16 protein-coding genes are annotated in these 19091 nt (G+C 62.7%); 7 read left to right on the top strand and 9 right to left on the bottom strand.

Annotated features, from left to right (window positions below; all coding sequences use genetic code 11):
• Nucleotides 1–156: 156 nt before the first annotated feature.
• Nucleotides 157–2910 (bottom strand): DNA mismatch repair protein MutS, encoded by a 2754-nt coding sequence (mutS, locus tag ACN9MO_RS00170; protein WP_058323659.1) that lies wholly within the window; start codon nucleotides 2908–2910, stop codon nucleotides 157–159.
• Between the two features lie 103 nt (nucleotides 2911–3013).
• Here mutS and ACN9MO_RS00165 point away from each other — a divergent pair, with 103 nt between their 5' ends.
• Nucleotides 3014–5299: an NADP-dependent malic enzyme gene (locus ACN9MO_RS00165; protein WP_057248005.1), complete on the top strand. Its 2286-nt coding sequence runs from the start codon at nucleotides 3014–3016 to the stop codon at nucleotides 5297–5299.
• A gap of 340 nt (nucleotides 5300–5639) precedes the next feature.
• Here the strand turns inward: ACN9MO_RS00165 and ACN9MO_RS00160 are convergent, their stop codons facing one another.
• From ACN9MO_RS00160 to ACN9MO_RS00140, 5 genes are all read right to left on the bottom strand, one after another.
• On the bottom strand, nucleotides 5640–6530 hold the full coding sequence (locus ACN9MO_RS00160; protein WP_113132039.1) for a GNAT family N-acetyltransferase: 891 nt from the start codon (nucleotides 6528–6530) through the stop codon (nucleotides 5640–5642).
• A gap of 120 nt (nucleotides 6531–6650) precedes the next feature.
• Nucleotides 6651–8927, bottom strand: a complete 2277-nt coding sequence (locus ACN9MO_RS00155) for an ATP-binding protein (protein ID WP_113132038.1) — start codon at nucleotides 8925–8927, stop codon at nucleotides 6651–6653.
• A gap of 55 nt (nucleotides 8928–8982) precedes the next feature.
• Nucleotides 8983–9474, bottom strand: coding sequence for a signal peptidase II (gene lspA, locus ACN9MO_RS00150; protein WP_093234084.1), 492 nt, complete (start codon nucleotides 9472–9474; stop codon nucleotides 8983–8985).
• Nucleotides 9471–10331 (bottom strand): TrmH family RNA methyltransferase, encoded by an 861-nt coding sequence (locus ACN9MO_RS00145; RefSeq protein ID WP_057248001.1) that lies wholly within the window; start codon nucleotides 10329–10331, stop codon nucleotides 9471–9473. The genes lspA and ACN9MO_RS00145 overlap by 4 nt, the downstream gene beginning before the upstream one ends.
• Complete coding sequence (locus ACN9MO_RS00140) at nucleotides 10328–11482, bottom strand: class I SAM-dependent rRNA methyltransferase (protein WP_113132037.1); 1155 nt, start codon at nucleotides 11480–11482, stop codon at nucleotides 10328–10330. Before ACN9MO_RS00140 ends, ACN9MO_RS00145 begins: the two co-directional genes overlap by 4 nt.
• A gap of 307 nt (nucleotides 11483–11789) precedes the next feature.
• Here ACN9MO_RS00140 and ACN9MO_RS00135 point away from each other — a divergent pair, with 307 nt between their 5' ends.
• Nucleotides 11790–12248, top strand: coding sequence for an SRPBCC family protein (locus ACN9MO_RS00135; protein WP_113132036.1), 459 nt, complete (start codon nucleotides 11790–11792; stop codon nucleotides 12246–12248).
• A 34-nt stretch (nucleotides 12249–12282) separates the two neighbouring features.
• Here ACN9MO_RS00135 and ACN9MO_RS00130 read toward each other — a convergent pair whose 3' ends face one another.
• From ACN9MO_RS00130 to sppA, 3 genes are all read right to left on the bottom strand, one after another.
• On the bottom strand, nucleotides 12283–12627 hold the full coding sequence (locus ACN9MO_RS00130; protein ID WP_058323665.1) for a hypothetical protein: 345 nt from the start codon (nucleotides 12625–12627) through the stop codon (nucleotides 12283–12285).
• Nucleotides 12628–12724: 97 nt separating this feature from the next.
• On the bottom strand, nucleotides 12725–13027 hold the full coding sequence (locus tag ACN9MO_RS00125) for an integration host factor subunit beta (RefSeq protein WP_057247998.1): 303 nt from the start codon (nucleotides 13025–13027) through the stop codon (nucleotides 12725–12727).
• Nucleotides 13028–13156: 129 nt separating this feature from the next.
• Entirely contained in the window at nucleotides 13157–14116 is a 960-nt protein-coding gene (gene sppA / locus ACN9MO_RS00120) for a signal peptide peptidase SppA (RefSeq protein ID WP_058323666.1), read from the bottom strand.
• A gap of 263 nt (nucleotides 14117–14379) precedes the next feature.
• On the opposite strand from sppA, the gene lptC reads away from it, so the two are divergent.
• The 5 genes from lptC (at nucleotide 14380) to hpf (ending at nucleotide 18935) form a co-directional block, all read left to right on the top strand.
• Complete coding sequence (gene lptC / locus ACN9MO_RS00115; protein WP_057247996.1) at nucleotides 14380–15048, top strand: LPS export ABC transporter periplasmic protein LptC; 669 nt, start codon at nucleotides 14380–14382, stop codon at nucleotides 15046–15048.
• Nucleotides 15049–15063: 15 nt separating this feature from the next.
• On the top strand, nucleotides 15064–15624 hold the full coding sequence (locus ACN9MO_RS00110; protein ID WP_057247995.1) for an LptA/OstA family protein: 561 nt from the start codon (nucleotides 15064–15066) through the stop codon (nucleotides 15622–15624).
• 12 nt (nucleotides 15625–15636) lie between these two features.
• Complete coding sequence (gene lptB / locus ACN9MO_RS00105; RefSeq protein WP_057247994.1) at nucleotides 15637–16455, top strand: LPS export ABC transporter ATP-binding protein; 819 nt, start codon at nucleotides 15637–15639, stop codon at nucleotides 16453–16455.
• A 143-nt stretch (nucleotides 16456–16598) separates the two neighbouring features.
• Complete coding sequence (gene rpoN / locus ACN9MO_RS00100; protein ID WP_113132035.1) at nucleotides 16599–18137, top strand: RNA polymerase factor sigma-54; 1539 nt, start codon at nucleotides 16599–16601, stop codon at nucleotides 18135–18137.
• 225 nt (nucleotides 18138–18362) lie between these two features.
• Nucleotides 18363–18935 carry a ribosome hibernation-promoting factor, HPF/YfiA family gene (gene hpf, locus ACN9MO_RS00095; RefSeq protein ID WP_057247992.1) on the top strand — a complete coding sequence of 191 codons (573 nt, stop codon included), beginning with the start codon at nucleotides 18363–18365 and terminating at the stop codon, nucleotides 18933–18935.
• The last annotated feature ends 156 nt before the right edge of the window (nucleotides 18936–19091 follow it).

The raw sequence follows: 19091 nt of genomic DNA, 5'->3' as shown, positions 1-19091 counted from the left end.
AGGCCGAACAAAGACCACACAGCATTTCAATCGCCGCGCCGGCAAAGGCGCGCGGCGCTGTATAGCCTTTTTACCGACAGCTGCACAGGAAAAAGGCGCGGGCCGCTTTAGCCAGCGGTTGGCGGGATGCGGTCGGAAAACCGCACACACTTTTCCTCATCCCGCCTTGGCGGCGCTCAGTTCCTTCTTCAGCGCATAGAGGGCGTCGAGCGCCTCACGCGGCGTCATGTCGTCGGGGTTCAGCGTCTTCAACGCCTCTTCGACCTTGGACGGACCTGCGGCCTTCACCTCTTCGCGGCGGATCGCCACCTGGAACAACGGCAGATCATCGATCAACTGGCTGGCCGGGTTCTTGCGGTCGGCATCCTCGAGCTTGGCAAGCACATCCTTGGCACGCGCCACCACCGAGGCCGGCAGGCCGGCAAGGCGAGCGACCTGGATGCCGTAGGACCGGTCGGCGGCACCAGGCCCCACCTCATGCAGGAAGATCACGTCGCCGTGCCATTCCTTGACGCGCATGGTCGCGTTCGACAGGCGACCGAGCTTTTCCGAAAGCACCGTCAGCTCATGAAAGTGGGTGGCAAAGAGGCCGCGGCAGCGATTGGCCTCATGCAGATGCTCGACCGCCGCCCAGGCGATCGACAGGCCGTCGAATGTGGCGGTGCCACGACCGATCTCGTCGAGGATCACCAGCGAGCGGTCGGTCGCCTGGTTGAGGATCGCCGCCGTCTCGACCATCTCCACCATGAAGGTCGAGCGGCCGCGCGCCAGATCGTCGGAGGCGCCGACACGGGAGAAGAGCCGGTCGACGATGCCGATATGGGCGCTTGCGGCGGGAACGAAAGTCCCCATCTGCGCCATGATCGCGATCAGCGCATTCTGGCGCAGGAAGGTCGACTTACCGCCCATGTTGGGACCGGTGAGCAGCCAGATCGCGCCGCCCTCCTCGCCCTCGGGCGGCGAGAGATCGCAGCCATTGGCGACGAAGGCATTGCTTGCCTGGCGCTTCAGCGCCTGCTCGACCACCGGATGGCGGCCGCCGTCGATGGCGAACATGCGCGAGCGGTCAACAGTGGGGCGGGCATAGGCCTGCTCCTCGGCGAGCACGGCGAGGCCGACCGATACATCGACGGTCGCAAGCGCCAATGCCGCCGCCTTGAGGGTCTCCGCAGCCGCAACGACCTCGGCCGTCATGGCGTCAAAGGCTTCGATCTCGATCGACAGCGCCCGGTCGGCGGCGTTGGCGATCTTGCTTTCGAGTTCGGCCAGCTCCGTCGTGGTGAAGCGCATGGCATTGGCCATGGTCTGGCGATGGATGAAACGGGCGCGGCCGGCATCCGTATCGGTCATCGAGCCGGCATTGCCGGCCGTCACCTCGATGAAATAGCCAAGCACGTTGTTGTGCTTGATCTTCAGCGATTTGATGCCGGTCTCTTCGGAATATTGCAGCTGCAACCCGGCGATCACCCGGCGCGACTGGTCGCGTAGCGCCCGGACTTCGTCGAGCTCGGCATTGGCGCCTTCACATACGAAACCGCCGTCACGCTTCAGCAGCGGCAATTCCTCGCCAAGGGTGGCATCGAGCAGGCCGAGCAGACCGGCGGGCAGTGCGTCGATCGCGGCGCGTGCTTCCTTCAGCTCATCCGATAGCGTGCCGGCCGCCATCCGGCGCGATATCGACGCGGACGCATGCAAGCCGGCCTGGATGGCGCCGAGATCACGGGGGCCGCCGCGGCCGAGCGCCAGCCGCGACAGGGCCCGTGGCATATCCGGCGCACGGCGCAGCGCGTCGCGCAGGTCGCCTGCGAAGGAAGGCTGATCCGCAAGGATCTCGATCGAGTCGAGGCGCTGGTTGATACGGTCCGGATCGGTCAGCGGCGACATCAGCCGCTCGGCGAGAAGCCGGGCGCCGCCGCTCGTCACCGTGCGGTCGAGCGCCTTCAGCAGCGTGCCCTCGCGCGCGCCGGAGAGTGTCTTGACCAGTTCAAGGTTGGCGCGGGTCGCCGGATCGATGAACAGCGTCGAGGCGGCACTTTCGCGCTCGGGGGTGCCGAGCGCCGGACGTTCGGCAAGCTGGGTCTTCTCGACATAGGAGATCGCAGCCGAAGCGGCGGCCAATTCGGCGCGCGAGAATGTGCCGAAGCCGTCGAGCGTCTTGACGCCGAAATAGCGGCTAATGCGGCCCTCGGCCGTCGCGCTGTCGAACAGCACCGCCGGCTGCGGCACGGCCACGCGGCCGAGCACGTCGAAGACGGGCCTCAATTCCGGATCGTGAAACACCGTATCGGCAAGGATCAGTTCGCGCGGCTCGATGCGCAGGATATCGGCGAGCAGCCGGCTTTCGGCGGTCTCGGCCAGCCGGAAGATGCCGGTGGAGATATCGATCCAGGCAAGCGCGTAAGCGGGTTCGGACCCGCTCTTGATGCGCGCCAGCGCCATCAGGTAGTTGGTCTCCGACGGCGACAGCAGCTTCTCTTCGGTGATCGTGCCCGGTGTCACCAGGCGCACGACGTCGCGGCGCACCACCGACTTGCCGCCGCGCTTCTTGGCCTCCGCCGGGTCTTCGACCTGCTCGCAGACGGCGACGCGGAAGCCGAGGCCGATCAGCTTCTGCAGATAATCGTCGGCGGCATGCACCGGTACGCCGCACATCGGGATTTCCTGTCCCATGTGCTGGCCGCGCTTCGTCAGCGTGATGCCGAGCGCGCGCGACGCTTCGACCGCGTCCTGGAAGAACAGCTCGTAGAAGTCGCCCATGCGGTAGAACAGCAGCGAATCCGGGTTGTTCGCCTTGATCTCGATGAACTGTTCCATCATCGGCGTGGCCGTGGAACGGCTTTCCTCGCTCGCCAGTTCGGCTGCGGACAACACCTCCCCGGCGCGGTTCGATTGGTCTGTCACGAAATTCATGATTGTTCCGAAAAAAGAGATGGCACACTATCCCCAAGCAATTGTAGACGACAACCATAAAGAGGCGCGCCGCAAGGCTCGCCCACAGGAGGATAGAGGAAACATGCCGGCCACCGACAAGACCGATCGCACAATGACGAGCGTCACCGCGCAAGAAGCGCTCGATTTTCACTCGCAGGGTCGTCCCGGAAAGCTGGAGATTTCCCCCACCAAGGCCATGGCGACCCAGCGCGACCTGTCGCTTGCCTATTCGCCGGGTGTCGCGGTGCCGGTGAAGGCGATCGCCGAGGACCCCAGCACCGCCTATGACTACACGACGCGCGGCAACATGGTCGCCGTCATCTCGAACGGCACCGCCATCCTCGGCCTCGGCAACCTCGGGGCGCTTGCCTCCAAGCCGGTCATGGAAGGCAAGGCGGTGCTGTTCAAGCGCTTCGCCGACGTCGATTCCATCGACCTCGAAGTCGATACCGAGAACGTCGACGAGTTCATCAACTGCGTGCGCTTCCTGGGGCCGTCCTTCGGTGGCATCAACCTCGAAGACATCAAGGCCCCGGACTGTTTCATCATCGAGCAGAAGCTGCGCGAGGTCATGGACATCCCGGTGTTCCACGACGACCAGCACGGCACCGCGATCATTGCCGCTGCCGGCCTGATCAATGCGCTGGCTTTGACCGGCCGCGACTTCAAGACGACGAAGCTCGTCTGCAACGGCGCGGGTGCTGCTGCCATCGCCTGCATCGAGCTCATCAAGTCGATGGGCTTCAATTCGGAAAACATCATCCTTTGCGACACCAAGGGCGTGATCTTCGAGGGTCGCACCGAAGGCATGAACCAGTGGAAGTCGGCGCACGCGGTCAAGACCGACCGCCGCACCCTCGCAGAAGCGCTCGAGGGCGCAGACGTGGTCTTCGGCCTTTCGGCCAAGGGTGCGCTTTCGGAAGACATGGTCCGCTCGATGGCACCGCGGCCGATCATCTTCGCCATGGCCAACCCGGATCCGGAAATCACGCCGGAGGAAGTCGCCCGCATCCGTGACGACGCGATCGTCGCGACCGGCCGTTCGGACTATCCGAACCAGGTCAACAACGTGCTTGGTTTCCCCTATATCTTCCGCGGCGCGCTCGACGTGCGCGCCTCGACGATCAACGACGCGATGAAGATCGCGGCGGCTGAAGCGCTGGCAAGCCTTGCCAAGGAAGATGTGCCTGATGATGTTGCGGCCGCCTACCAGGGCAACCGTCCACGCTTCGGCGCGCAATACATCATCCCGGTCCCCTTCGATCCGCGGCTGATCTCGTCGATCCCGATGGCGGTCGCCAAGGCTGCGATGGAAAGCGGCGTCGCGCAGAAGCCGATCACCGATCTCGAAGCCTATGGCCGTCAGCTTTCCGCCCGCCGCGACCCGATCGCCTCGACGCTGCAGCGTATCTACGAACGCGTCCGGCGCCAGCCGAAGCGCATTGTCTTTGCCGAAGGCGAAGAGGTGCAGGTCATGCGCTCGGCGATCGCCTATGCCAACCAGCAGCTCGGCACCGCCATCCTGCTCGGCCGCGAGGAGCGCATGCGCGAGACGGCGGAGCGCGAGGGCATCGACCTAGACCGCCCCGGCATCCAGATCGTCAATGCACGCCTTTCCAAGCGCGTCGGCGCCTATACGGACTATCTCTATGCCCGCCTGCAGCGGAAGGGCTTCCTCTTCCGCGACGCCCAGCGCCTGATCAACAACGACCGCAACCACTTCGCCGCCTGCATGGTGGCACTCGGTGACGCCGACGGGATGGTGACGGGCCTCACCCGCAACTATTCGACCGCCCTCGAGGACGTGCGCCGCTGCATCGATCCGAAGCCGGGCCATCGCGTCATCGGCGTCTCGATCGCGCTCTGCCGCGGCCGCACCGTGCTCGTCGCCGACACGGCAGTGCACGACATGCCCTCTTCGGAGGAGCTTGCCGATATCGCCGAGGAGGCAGCCGGCCTCGCCAAACGGCTCGGTTACGTGCCGCGCGTGGCGATGCTCGCCTATTCCACCTTCGGCCACCCCTCGGGCGAACGCTCCGAGCGGGTGCGCGAGGCGGTCAACATCCTCGACAAGCGCCGCGTCGACTTCGAATATGACGGGGAAATGGCGGCGGACGTGGCGCTCAACGCCCGCGTCATGGAGCAATATCCGTTCTGCCGCCTCTCCGGCACCGCCAACGTGCTCGTCATGCCGGCGTTCCACTCGGCGTCGATCTCGACCAAGATGCTGCAGGAACTCGGCGGCTCGACGGTGATTGGTCCCCTGCTCGTCGGCTTCGACAAGTCGATCCAGATCGTCTCGATGTCGGCCAAGGATTCCGACATCGTCAACATGGCGGCGATTGCCGCCTACAACGCCGGCATGTGACACCGACGGATGTACTATTTTGGCGCAGGCCTGGCACTCAAAGTCGCCAGGTCTGCCGAAATAGTAACAAATCGCTACAAGTTATAAAAAGAAGAGCCCGCATCCCCTGGAGAGAAGAAGCGAGCTCATAATCAGGCAACCGAACTACGTTTCAGGTAATGAAAGACGGAGGATTTGGGATTTCATGCCGGCCAACCTCCGGAAATGATCGGCCATTCCTCCGTTATTTTCTCTATTCTCTCGTGATGAAATTAGAGAATAACTTGACAATACAAGTCTCTCTTTCAGTCTCGAAAGTCAAACTCGTCATTAAGACTTGGTTAATCCAGTCGCGCGCCCGTCAGGAGACGGAGGTCGCGAACCGCCCTGCGTCTGCGCCGTAATAATTGAGATAACGGCCGGAGATATTGCTGATCGGCAGCACGATCAAAACATCCGTCGTGCGGAATGCATGATCGACCACCGCGCCGTCGCCGACCATTGCGCCCAGACGCATATAGCCCTTGATCAGCGGCGGCAGGGCGCCGAGCGCCTTTTTCGCATTGATCGCCTCGGCCGGCATCAAATCCATGGTCCGATGCAGTTCCGGACGTGCGCTCACGGCCCATTCGTCACGGGCGCGGATGTTGTGATGCAGGAAGGAAAGCGCCAGCGCATGCTCGGCCGGCACCACGCCGGGGAACGAACCGCAGCCGAACATGGCGTCCATGCCGTATTTGAGGGCGTAGGCCCAGTTTCCCTGCCAAAGCAGTTCCACCGTCCGCTTGGTACGGTAGTCCGGCAACACGCAGGAACGGCCAAGCTCCATGAAGCGCTTGGTCGGATGGCGAGCGAGAAGCTGGTCGATGGCAAATTCGGAAGCCGAATAGAAACCGCCCGAGCGCTCGGCCACGTCCTGGCGGAGCAAGCGATAGGTGCCGACGATCTGATCCTCGGCATCGCCCTCGATCGAGGTATCGAGAACCAGAAGGTGATCGCAGATCGCGTCCCAGCTGTCGATGTCGCGCTTGCGGCGGTCGGCTTCGGCGCCAACCTGCGCATTCATCTCCTCGACGAAAACCTTGTAGCGTACGGCCTGGGCGGCATCGATCTCCGATGCCGTCCGTGCCAGGCGCGTCTCGAGATTGGCGATCCTGCCAAGAACGTCAGTCGTCGGGGCGGCAGCCTTCTTGCCGATGCAAGCCTGAGAAGTGTCAACCACGTTCGCTGAATCCAGTAGCTCGATGGTCATCCGCGTCATCCCGAATCAATTCTATCTGCCGGGCTTAGACCACGTTTCTGCAACAACATAGTGACATGAAAGCGGCATACAACCCCCACGCCCCGATGGTTACCGTTACCACTGCCGAAGTTACCGTTTGCGCAGCAGGCGGGCGATCTCCGATGTCAGCAGCTGCGGATCGGCGGGCTTCGACAACACGGCGTCGGCGCCGGCGCCCATCAGCCTTTCGCGCATGTCGGCACGAACATCCGACGTCAGGACGATGACGGGCAGCCGGGGCGCGGATCGCGCAGTCTCATCGGCGCGCAGGTGCTGCAGCAGCGAAAGGCCGTCGCCACCCGGCATGTTGAGATCGGTCACCAGCAACTCCGGAAGCGAGCGCTGGCCGGGCGCATGCAGGGCCTCAGCAACGGCGCCGAAGTCGCTGACAAGGCGGACCGAATACCCCGAACGCTGAAGCACGGTGCGAACGATCAGCGCATTGACCGGATCGTCTTCGGCGAGCAGGATCCCGTTCGCCCTGTTGTAAACAGGCGTGGTCGCAGGCTCCTCTCGCAGAACGGGCCGGTTGTCGTTGATCGCGTCGCGTTTCTCGATACCCTTCAGGCGACCGAGCAGCACCTCGACCAGGGACTTTTCGCGCAGCGGCCGGATCAGCCATGCCTCGTAGCCGTCCATCTGGTTGACGGGGTGGCTGTTGCGCTCCTCCGGATTGATCAGATAGGTGCGCCGCACCTCCAGCCGTGCAACGGACGGCTGCAGGGAAAGAAGCTGCTTGTATTGCTGGGCATGGCGGTGGTCGACGATCACGTCCGTCAGCGGCGCGCCGCCGGCGAGCACGTCCGCAAGGACATGCTGGGCCGCGGCAAGCGTGGTGGCACGATGGCACCGCCCGCCGAGTGTCGCGATCGTCGCGGCGAGCGCCGCCGAGGCCGGACCATCGGGCGCCATCACCAGGACATGCGAGCCCGCAAGGCACGACCGGCGCTCCGGTGCGACCGCCTCGATCTCGGCAAATGGCAGACGAATTTCGAAACGGCTGCCGCGTCCCGGCGCGCTTGCGGCCGTAAGGCTGCCACCGCAGGCCTGCATGATCCTGCGGGAGATGGCGAGGCCAAGGCCGGTGCCCTTCGCCCGCTGTTCGTCGTTTCCGGCCTGCTCGAACTCCTCGAAAATGCGCTTCAGGTCGTCAGCCGACATGCCCGGACCGGTGTCGTCGATCCGGATCCGCACGCATTCGTCGACCGTATCGGCGCCGACAAAGACGCCGCCGACCTCGGTGAACTTCACCGCATTGCCGATCACGTTGAAGAGCACCTGGCGCAGGCGCGCCGCATCGAAGGCCATCTCAGCGGGCACATCGACGGCGACCGTGGCACCGATCTCGATGCCTTTCTCATGCGCCCGGTTGGAGAGCATTTCCACCACGCTCTCGATGACGCCACGCGGATCCTGTCGGGTCGGGCGAAACTGGAAGCGACCGGCCGACAGCGACGAGAAATCGATCAGGTCCTCGACGAGCTGGACCAGCGCATGGCCGGACTGCTGCATGCCGGCGAGGTAGTTCTTCTGCTCGCTCGACAGCCGGGTCTGGCCGAGCAGGTGGCTCACGCCGAGGATGCCGGAAAGCGGCGTACGGATCTCATGGCTGACTGTGGCGAGAAGCCTCGACTTCGCCTTGCTCGCCTCCTCTGCCCGCCGGCGCGCCGCTTCGCGCTCACGCGCTGCCGCGGCCTCCTCGGTGACGTCGCGCGCGATGCTGTGGCGCATGAGCCTGCCACTTGCCGGATCGCGGGCGATCACGTCGTGCCAGTCGTAAAGGCGCACGCCGTCCGATGCCGCAATCCGGACCAGATAGTGATTGGGCGCAGCCTTCGGCTCGAAGCTCAGGCCAAGCGCCGCGCAATCGAGGCCGTGGACATCGGAGTGGCCGCAGACCTGATGGAAGACCGCGTTGGCATGAACGATCTTTCCGTCCATGCCGCGCATGATCGCGAGGTCACCCAGCGCATCGTGAATGGTCGAGAGCAATGCCGACGTCTCGGAGCGATGCCAATCGCGATCCCGGTCCGCTTCGTCGCCTGCGTGCCTGCCATCGAACGACCGTATGGCTTCGACGACGAGCAGGAACACGCCGACAGAGCCTGCCGCCGCTATCGCTGCGGAAAACAGGTAAAAGCCGGCACTCATGCCGATGACGAGAATGAGACCGGAGGCGACAAGGCCGAGCAATGCCAGCGACGCCTGATTGAGCGCATGGCGCTTGCCCTTGACGGGTGCTTCCTGCCCGTGGGCCGGAGGCGATGCCTCGACAGGGAGCGGAGCCACCGGCGGCGCGTCACCCGTCCGGCTTCCTGTCCGGAAGCCGGATTCGATCCGCTCCAGCAATCGTGACGGTTCGCTCATGCAATCCGGCTAACACGACAAGCGTTCCGAATGGCTTCAATGCACCGGTAAAATCTTAACGATCGGCCTTTTTCGCGTGCAGCAGTTCGTCAAGGATGATGGCTCCGGCGCCGATGGTGATGAAGGTATCGGCCAGATTGAAGACGGCGAAGGACCATGTTTCCGTATAGAAAAGGATGTAGTCGATCACGTAGCCGAAGATCAGCCGGTCGACGAGGTTGCCGAGTGCGCCGGCGATGATCAGCGCGTAGCCGAAATGCGCAAAGAACCGGTCCTTCGGCGTGCGCTTCCAGAGCCAGAGCACGAAAGCGACGACGGCAAGCCGCATGCCGACGATGAACCAGCCTTCCATGCCCGACAGCATCGAGAAGGCGACGCCATAGTTGTAGGTACGGTAAAGCGCCAGCATCGGCACGACGTGGACCGCCTGATTGAAGGGCAGGTAGATCTCGACCAGATACTTGATCAGCTGATCGGCGATGAGCGCGAGAAGGATGAAGACCGCGATCGGGAGCGGCCGCGAAAACAGAACCTGCTTCTCGCTCATGCGCGGGCGTCCAGCGTCAGCAGATGACGGCGCGCCTCGAACAGCATGATGCCGGTAGCGATCGCAAGGTTGAGTGAATCGGCGCGTCCGGCCTGCGGGATGCGTGCGAGCGCACCTGCCTCACGGGCAAGCTCCTCCGGCAGACCCGCCTGTTCGTTGCCCATCAGGATCACCACGGGCTTCGACTTGTAATCGATGGTGCGGTAATCGACGGCGCCGGCGAGATGGGTGGCAACCACCTTCACGCCGGCGGATTTCTGCCAGCGGATGAAGTCGTCCACGCTGGCGCGTGCCACCGGCATCGCGAAGACCGAGCCCATGGTGGCGCGCACGGTTTCAAGCGAAAACGGGTCGGTGGTCTCGCCGACGAGAATGATGCCGGAGGCACCGGCGGCATCGGCCGTGCGGATGATCGTGCCGAGGTTGCCGGGATCGCGCACCCGGTCCAGCGCCACATAGGTTTCTCCCAGTTGCGGCTTCAGATCCTTTAGCGCCTGGTAGCGCTGCTCGAAGATACCGACGACCATCTGAGGATTGTCGCGCCGGGTGATCGTCGTCAGCACCTTCTCGCTGACCTCGAGCACCAGACCACCCTTGGCGAAGGTCTTCGCCGCCACCTGCTCCACATGCGGCTTGCCCTTGGCCGCCTTGGCATAGATCAGCGTCTTGATCTTCCAGCCGAGATCGAGCGCGTCGATCACCAGCTTCAGGCCTTCGGCCATGAAGGACCGCGTCTCGTCGCGATGCTTCTTCTGTGCCAGCGCACGGATATCCTTGATGATCGGGTTGGTGAGGCTCGTGACCTCCTTTACCTGACCCACACGACCGGCGCCGTGTTCGCTTCTGTCGTTCGTCATTGCGGTACCCAGCGGCTGAAGAGTGAGGTCGAAAGCGCCCTGCCCGGCTCGCGTCCGTCAAGCCCGCCCTCGCGGATGATGAGCTCGCCCGATTCCACCCGGCCGCCGCGGCCGCGCATCGTCTCGCGCATCAGTTCATGGATCGAATAGAAGCTCGCCCGGATCGAATAGGCGGTCAGCACCAGGCCGCGCGCCTCCGGCGAGAGGATCTCGCGGCAGATGTCGAGCATCGCCGCCAAGTGATCAAAGAGCTGCCAGACCTCGCCATTCGGACCACGGCCGAACTTCGGTGGGTCGGTCAGGATGATGTCATAGCGGCTGCCGCGGCGCTCTTCGCGCTGGATGAACTTCATTGCGTCGTCGCAGATCCAGCGGATCGGCAGCTTGTCGGCCCGCGCCAGCTGCTGGTTCTCGCGTGCCCAGCCGATCGCCTTCTTCGAAGCGTCGACATGGGTGACCTCGGCGCCGGCCCTGGCGGCGATCAGCGAGGCGACCCCGGTATAGCCGAAGAGGTTCAGAACCTTGAGCGGCCGCCCTGCAGCTTCCACCTGGTCCTTGACCCAGCTCCAGTGCGCGAGTTGTTCGGGGAAGACGCCGACATGGCGGAAAGAGGTGAAGCGGCCGTGGAAATCGGTTCCGAGAAGCTGCATCGGCCAGGTTTCGCCGAGTACGGCGCCCGGAAAGCGCCAGCGGCCCATGCCGTCCTCGTCGGTGTCGCCGGTGAAAATCGCGTCGGCTTTTTCCCAGACGCCGTCCGGCAGGTTGCGCGGCCAGAGCGCCTGCGCCTCGGGACGCACGATGCGATAGGGACCGTATTGTTCGAGCTTCTCGCCGGCGCCGCTGTCGATCAGATGGTAGCCGGAAGCGCCCACGGTCTCAAGAATGAGCGGCACGCGCTCGGCCGGCTTTTCGCCGGTTCGCCGGGCAATCGCCCGTACAGGTGTTTCCTGCACGGGTGCCTGCTTGGCGGGCCTGTCGCGTGTCTCCGCGGCTTGCGCTGCCACCGGGCGCGCCGGCCGTTCCTTGAAGCCGCCGCCCTTCGGCGGTGCCGGACGCTTCTGATCGTGGCGACCGCCGCCACGCGCCTCGGCGCCGCGGCCTTTGGCCGTCGTCACAGAGGCATTCTTCGACCGCCGGTCCTTTTCCTTCACGCTGAGATCCCTGGGCTTGCTAGTGCATGTGCCGCCTGCCCTTCGCAGTATCGAGCGCGAGCCGGCGGACGCCATGAGGTTTGTCGCCGCAGCCTTCAACTGCGGCATCTATTGAAGCTGCAAATAGCATCGCTGATGCACTTGGCAAAGTCGTTTCCGTTTTGCGAAGATCAGCGCGGGAGAACCCGCGGCAAATTTCCTTGGGTCGGAACCGGCTTGGGGACAATATTCTGCAGCAGGCCTACTGTGTTACAGCGATCTTTGCGCGTCGATGCCGATGCGCGGCGTTCCAATGGGAGGAAAGCGCATGGACATGACCGGCGAAGAGCGAATTTCGGCTGGGCGCGACGCGGTGTGGCGCGGCCTCAACGATCCGGAAATCCTCAAACGGTGCATCCCCGGCTGTCAGTCGCTGGAGATGACGTCGCCGACCGAGCTTGCAGCGGTTGTGAAGATCAAGATCGGCCCGGTCTCTGCCTCCTTCACCGGCAACGTCATGCTCTCCAATCTCAATCCACCAGAGGGCTACACGATCTCGGGCGAAGGAAAGGGCGGGATCGCCGGCTTTGCCAAGGGGGGCGCCGACGTCACCTTGACGGAGGATGGCACAGACACGGTGCTGCGTTACGACGTCAAGGCAGAGATCGGCGGCAAGCTCGCCCAACTCGGCTCGCGCCTCATCGATTCGACCGCAAAGAAGCTGGCCCAGCAGTTCTTCACCGACTTCGGCGCCGCCGTCAGCGGTACCGCGGAAGCGGCGAGCTGAACGGCTCGCCACTCCGCAGCGTCAAGTCAAGCGTTCAGTTCTGAGGGGCAGCCAACGTCGCCTGAGTGGCGAGCTTTTCTGCCTGGCTGCGATGCTTCTCGGCTTCGCGATGCCACTTCACCGCTTCGTTCGCCTCGGTGCGTGCACGGCGACGGTACTTGCCCTGGCTGAACCAGGTCGCTGCCGCGCCGAGGATCATGCCGACGATGACGGCAAGGAACAGGAAGACGAAGAAGGGCGCGCTGACCGAAAGCACGCTGTCTTCCGGACGGAAAGGGTTCAGTGCCAGCGTCACGCTCTGGCGATTGGCGACGCTGAGAACGATCAGGATCACGCCAACCGGAATGAGAACAACGATATTGATCAGTTTCTTGAACATTCAAGCGCTCCAGCTTGCGAGCGGCCGCGTGGTTTCCGTTGGCCACGCGGGACGACGGGCGTCCATTGCGCCAGGCCGCTGAGACCGAGAAAGACGATCAGTCTTCGTCGTCACCATTCATGCCGGGATTAAGGCGCTCGCGCAATTCCTTGCCGGTTTTGAAGAACGGCACCCACTTTTCCTCGACGAAGACGGAATCGCCGGTGCGCGGGTTGCGCCCGGAACGCGACGGCCGGTTCTTGACGGAGAAGGCACCGAAGCCGCGCAGTTCGACCCGGTTGCCTGACGCGAGCGCGTCCGTGATCTCATCGAGAACCGCATTGACGATGTTTTCGACATCGCGGTGATAGAGATGCGGATTGCGAGCTGCAACAATCTGCACCAGTTCTGACTTGATCACTGTCGCCCCCTCAAATTCTTGTTTGTTTTGCTTTTTCGGTCTGCATTGTGATTGCTGCAAGAATATCGACGACGCTTGCAAAAACGCCGCCAACCCCTCACGGCTCAGGCTGGGTATATGTCGCCTTCCTCATTGGCCATCAACCTGCCAAACCGAAACAAGACCGTCAAGAAACAACTTGTCGCCCGCAATTTTTTCGAAGCCGCTCATTGCCGGAAAAGCGTCATATCCCAACATCTTGATCCAGTTGCCGACCAGCGCGCCGAGGCCAAAAGGCAGGGTCTTGCGCGGTGCTTCCCAATCGACGATCGGCAGGTCCTTCGATACCTTTTTCTCCGTGAGGAAGGCGCGAATTTCGTCCTCGCCGCCAAGCGTGTCGACGAGCTTGGCTTTCAGCGCCTGACGGCCGGTGAAAATGCGGCCGTCAGCGAGCAACAGAGCCTCGGGGCGTTGAAGCTTGCGGCGCTCGGCAACCAGATCGACAAACCAGGCATAGCTGTCATCGATCATCGCCTGGATCATCGCCTTCGCCTCTTCGCTTGCCGGATGGAAGGGCGACGGTTCTGCCTTCAGCGGTCGCGACTTGATCGATTCCAGCGAGACGCCGATCTTGTCCATCAGGTCCTTGATCTGCGGATACTGGAAGATGACGCCGATGGAGCCGGTGATCGAGCTTTCGCCCGCGACGATCGTGTCGCCTGCGAGCGCAATCATGTAACCCGCCGAAGCGGCGAGCGTGCGCACATCGGAGACAACGGGCTTCTTGGCGGCAACCTTGCGGATCGCCTTGTAGATCACTTCGCCGCCATAGGTGGTGCCGCCCGGGGACGAAATGGTGACGACCAGTGCTTTGACGCTGTCGTTGTCGGCGATCTTCTGGAGGCGATCGAGAAGCTCCCGGTCGTCCTGGATCAGACCACTAATGGTGACGCGAGCCACGTGCTGACGAGTGCGGCCGACATCGTCCGCAGCGCCCGACCAGACAAAGATCGCGAGCGCTGCCACAAGAAGCAGCCCCGCCACCACAAAGCGCCAGAAACTGAGTTTCCGGCGCAGGCTGCGACGATCGGCGATGGCGAGTTCGTCCATGTGGGTTTCTCCCGAATTGTTGGCGCAGCTTCTGTCAGTTTCCGCGGGAACGTGCTATCTGCGCGCGCAGAGGCATATTCCATAAACGCGCTTGGCCACGGTTGAAAGCCGCGGCTGGCGTTTTCGTGCTTCACCCGAGTTTTTTTGCAGCGCCATTGTGCAGCAGCAAAAAATATCCATATTTGCGACGACTTACACCATTGTATGTATATGACCCTTTGATGGGTTCAGCGATAAAAGCAGTAGAACCGACAGGCCCTTTCATGTTGAACCACGCGCCAGCCCCGGGCATTTTTGCCGATACGGGTGAGAGCTCCGCCGACGCCTATGCGCTCGCCGCGAGACACTCCGTGCGCGTCCGCCGGCTGAAAGTCATCCTGCCCGTGGTCGCCGGTGTCATCGCGGTGATCTTTGCCGCCGTTTCCTTCGTCCGGGCCTTCATGCCCGTCGATCTGCAACTCGAAACGGCGACGATCGAGGACGGCAAGATCGTGATGCAGAATCCGGCCATCTCCGGCCGCAACAAGCAGGGCATCAGCTATTCGATGAAGGCCCAGCGGGCGCTCCAGGACATCGCCAATCCTGACATCATCACGCTGCAGACGATCCATGCGGAAATGCCTATGAAGGATTCGATGGTCGCGACGGTGGACGCCACCAACGGCATCTACGACCGCGGCGCCAATACGCTCGATATGAACGCCCCGTTCACCATTTCCGTCAATAATGGCATCAACGCCGACTTCCAGTCGGCCTATCTGGACATCAATGCCGGCGAGATGGAAACGAAACAGCCCGTTGCGATCAGCATGAAGGGCGGTTCGATCATTGCGCAGACGCTGCGAATGACGGATAAGGGACGTATTGTAATATTTGAGGGCATGGTGAGGGTGAACGTCGAGCCCACCGCCATCCGCAAGAACGCGAAATAGGACCCGGTGCACTCCATGTCGGTCACAACCGCCTCTTTTTTCAAGATTTCCGCCAGCCTGGCGATTGCCGGCGTCGGCGCTTTGATCATTGCCTCCGGCGCTTCGGCGCAGGCCACATCCAGCAAGATGAAGGGCCTTGAACTCTCCAACGACAAGCCGATCCAGATCGAGAGCGACAAGCTCGAAATCAAGGATCCGGAGAGCAAGGCGATCTTCACCGGCAACGTCAAGGTCGTGCAGGGCACGACGACGCTGCAGGCCGGCAACATGGTGGTGTACTACAAGTCCGGCGGCGGCTCGGTTTCGAGCGGCGACGCCGACATCGACCGCATCGAGGTCAGCCAGAAGGTTTTCCTGAGCTCGGGCACGCAGCAGGCAACGGCAGACACCGGTTCCTTCGACATGACGAAACAGGTCTTCGTGCTGAAGGGCGAAAAGGTGGTATTGTCGGAAGGCAAAAACGTCTTCGTCGGCTGCCAGCTCAACGTCCAAATGGAAACCGGGGAGGCTCAGCTCGAAGCCTGCGGCGGCCGCGTGCAGATCCAGCTCGACCCGAAGTCCCGCAAGCAGAACTGACGTAGATCGCTCGTGCACTTTCCCTTCCTTCACAAGCGCAAACGGGTCCGCAAGCCGTCGGCGACAGCTGCGGTCGTTTCCGGACATGCGGTCGACAAGGCGCGTTACGACGGCACGCTGATCGCGCGCGGCCTGACGAAGGCCTATCGCGAGCGCCGGGTCGTCAACGGCGTTTCACTGGTGGTGCGGCGCGGCGAAGCCGTGGGCCTCCTCGGACCGAACGGCGCCGGCAAGACCACCTGCTTCTATATGATCACCGGCCTCGTACCGGTCGACGAAGGCTCGATCGAGATCAATGGCAACGACGTCACGACCATGCCGATGTACCGGCGTGCCCGTCTTGGCGTCGGTTACCTGCCGCAGGAAGCATCGATCTTTCGCGGGCTGACGGTCGAGGAAAACATCCGCGCCGTGCTCGAGGTCCATGACAAGAACCTGGAGCGGCGCGAGAGCAAGCTCAACGACCTGCTCGGCGAGTTCAACATCACGCACCTGCGCAAGTCCCCCGCGATTGCGCTTTCGGGCGGCGAGCGGCGGCGTCTCGAAATCGCCCGTGCGCTTGCGACCGATCCGACCTTCATGTTGCTCGACGAGCCCTTTGCCGGCGTCGATCCGATCTCGGTCGCCGATATCCAGGCGCTTGTCCGTCACCTGACCTCGCGCGGCATCGGCGTGCTGATCACCGACCACAACGTCCGCGAGACGCTCGGCCTCATCGACCGCGCCTATATTATCCATGCCGGCGAAGTGCTGACTCATGGTCGCGCCAACGATATCGTCACCAATCCTGACGTGCGCCGGCTCTATCTCGGTGACAATTTCAGCCTTTGAGACTGCTTCGCGGGCGATTCCGCCCGCGACCACGCTTGACCAAACCTTCTCGATAAGCAATTTTTGGGCCAATTGATAAGGGCCACCCCGGCGACCGGAGAAACACCGCGGCCCAGGAGATTTCTCGGGAGTTTCGCGTCAGCATGGCACTGTCCGCCAGCCTTCATCTGCGCCAGTCCCAGTCCCTGGTGATGACGCCACAGCTGATGCAGTCAATCCAGCTGCTGCAGATGACGCATCTCGAACTCAATCAGTTCATCGCCCAGGAAGTCGAAAAGAACCCGCTGCTCGAATTTCAGGCGAATGACGATCTGCCAGGCACGCTGGAGCGCGGCGAGAGCACGGCCGGCGACGAGCCTGCCGGCGACGACTTCGGCGCGCAGGCCGATCTCTACGACAGCGCGACATCGCCGACCAGCGAGCGGCTTGGCGAGCAACTGGACGCCGACTTCGCCAATGTCTTTCAGGACGACACGACACCGCAGCGCGCCGATGCCCCGGAACTGCTCGGCCAGTGGAAATCGATGCCCGGTGGCAGTGAAGGCGAAGACTATGACCTCGACGACTTCGTTGCCGGCCGCAAGAGCCTGCGCGAGACGCTCTCGGAGCAATTGCCATTTGCACTGCCAACCCCTTCGGATCGGCTGATCGCGCAGCACCTTATCGATCAGCTCGACGACGCCGGCTATCTCCAGGCGGACCTAGCCGAAGTCGCCGAACGGCTGGGCGCCGCGCATACGGATGTCGTGCGGGTATTGCTGACGCTGCAGCAGTTCGATCCGCCCGGTGTCTTCGCGCGTTCGCTTGGCGAATGTCTTGCGATTCAGTTGCGCGCCCGCGACCGCCTCGATCCGGCGATGGAGGCACTGCTCGCCAATCTCGAACTGCTGGCGCGGCGCGATTTCGCGACGCTCAAGAAGATCTGCGGCGTCGACGAAGAGGACCTGATCGACATGCTGGCGGAAATCCGCAAGCTCGATCCGAAGCCCGGGACCAGCTTCGAGACCAGCGTCAGCGAGGCGATCGTGCCCGACATCGTCGTGCGCGCCGCGCCCGACGGCTCATGGATGATCGAACTCAATCCGGACGCCCTGCCGCGCGTGCTGGTCAATCAGGACTATTTCGCCAAGGTCTCGCGCGGGACGCAGAAGAACAGCGCCGACCAAGCCTTCCTCAACGAATGCCTGCAGAATGCCAACTGGCTGACACGCAGCCTCGACCAGCGCGCCCGAACGATCATGAAGGTTGCCACGGAGATCGTTCGCCAGCAGGACGCCTTCCTCGCCAACGGCATCGGTCACCTGCGGCCGCTGAACCTCAAGACCGTCGCTGACGCGATCAAGATGCATGAATCGACCGTCAGCCGCGTCACCTCGAACAAATACATGCTGACGCCGCGCGGGCTGTTCGAACTCAAATATTTCTTCACCGTCTCGATCGGCTCGGCCGAGGGCGGCGACAGCCATTCGGCGGAAGCCGTGCGTCACCGGATCCGCACGATGATTCAGGAGGAAAGCGCCGAAGCGGTGCTTTCCGACGACGATATCGTCGATGTCCTCAAGAAGGCTGGTATCGACCTTGCCCGTCGCACTGTCGCCAAATATCGCGAAGCGATGAGCATCCCCTCCTCCGTACAGCGGCGACGGGAAAAGCGGGCGCTGGCCAAAGCCGCCGGTTTCTGAGCACCGGAAGTTAAGCCGCATTAACTTTTTTGCGACCTTCGATTGACTCTCTCCGACACAGGCGATATGAGCCCGCCGCAATTGCCGGGGACAAGCTCGCCCCGGAAGCGGACCGGTACGACCGGTAGCTGCGACAGAGGCGCGCCCGCAAGCCTGAAAGGCTTGGATGACGGGACCGCTTGGAATAGACTGGCTGCGCAAATCACGAACGAGAGAGGAAACTCCATGAGTGTGCGTGTATCCGGTAAACAGATGGAAATCGGCGATTCGTTTCGAGCTCGCATCGGCGAGCAGATCGAGCAGGCCGTTACCAAATATTTCGACGGAGGATATTCAAGCCAGGTCACTGTGGAAAAATCCGGGCCGCGCTTCAGCGCCGACTGCAAGCTTCATCTCGATACGGGCGTGGTTATGCAGGCGAACGGTCAGGCGAACGACCCACAGGCTGCGTTTGACGCGGCGTCGGATCGCATCGAAAAGCGTCTGCGCCGCTACAAGCGGAAGCTGAAGGATCACCATAACGGCAACGGTACGAATGCTGCCGAAGTGGCTTACACAGTGATGGATTCGGTGCCGTTCGAGGACGATGAGGTCCCCGAGGATTATGCACCGACGATCGTCGCCGAAAGCACGAAACAATTGAGGACGATGTCTGTCGCCAGCGCCGTGATGGCACTCGACATGACCGATGAACCCGTCCTGATGTTCCGTAGCCCCGGCAAGGACGATCTGAATATCGTCTACAGACGCAACGATGGAAATATTGGCTGGATTGACGCTGCCAATATCAAAGCATGAGCGGATAGGGGAGTGCCGGCACGCCGGCACTCCCCGCGCCCAGAATCAGCGGGCAGGCCGGAAAATGTGACTTTTCTGTGCATGGAACCCGCCATGACAAAGATGGTTAGAGCCATTGCGACGCATTTATGATGATGTTGTCCGGCTCTAACCGGC

The sequence above is a fragment of the Ensifer sp. R-19 genome, assembly GCF_049905105.1.
Classification (GTDB): domain Bacteria; phylum Pseudomonadota; class Alphaproteobacteria; order Rhizobiales; family Rhizobiaceae; genus Ensifer.
Note: the sequence above shows the minus strand (reverse complement) of the source record. Positions and strands in the feature narration are given on the sequence as shown.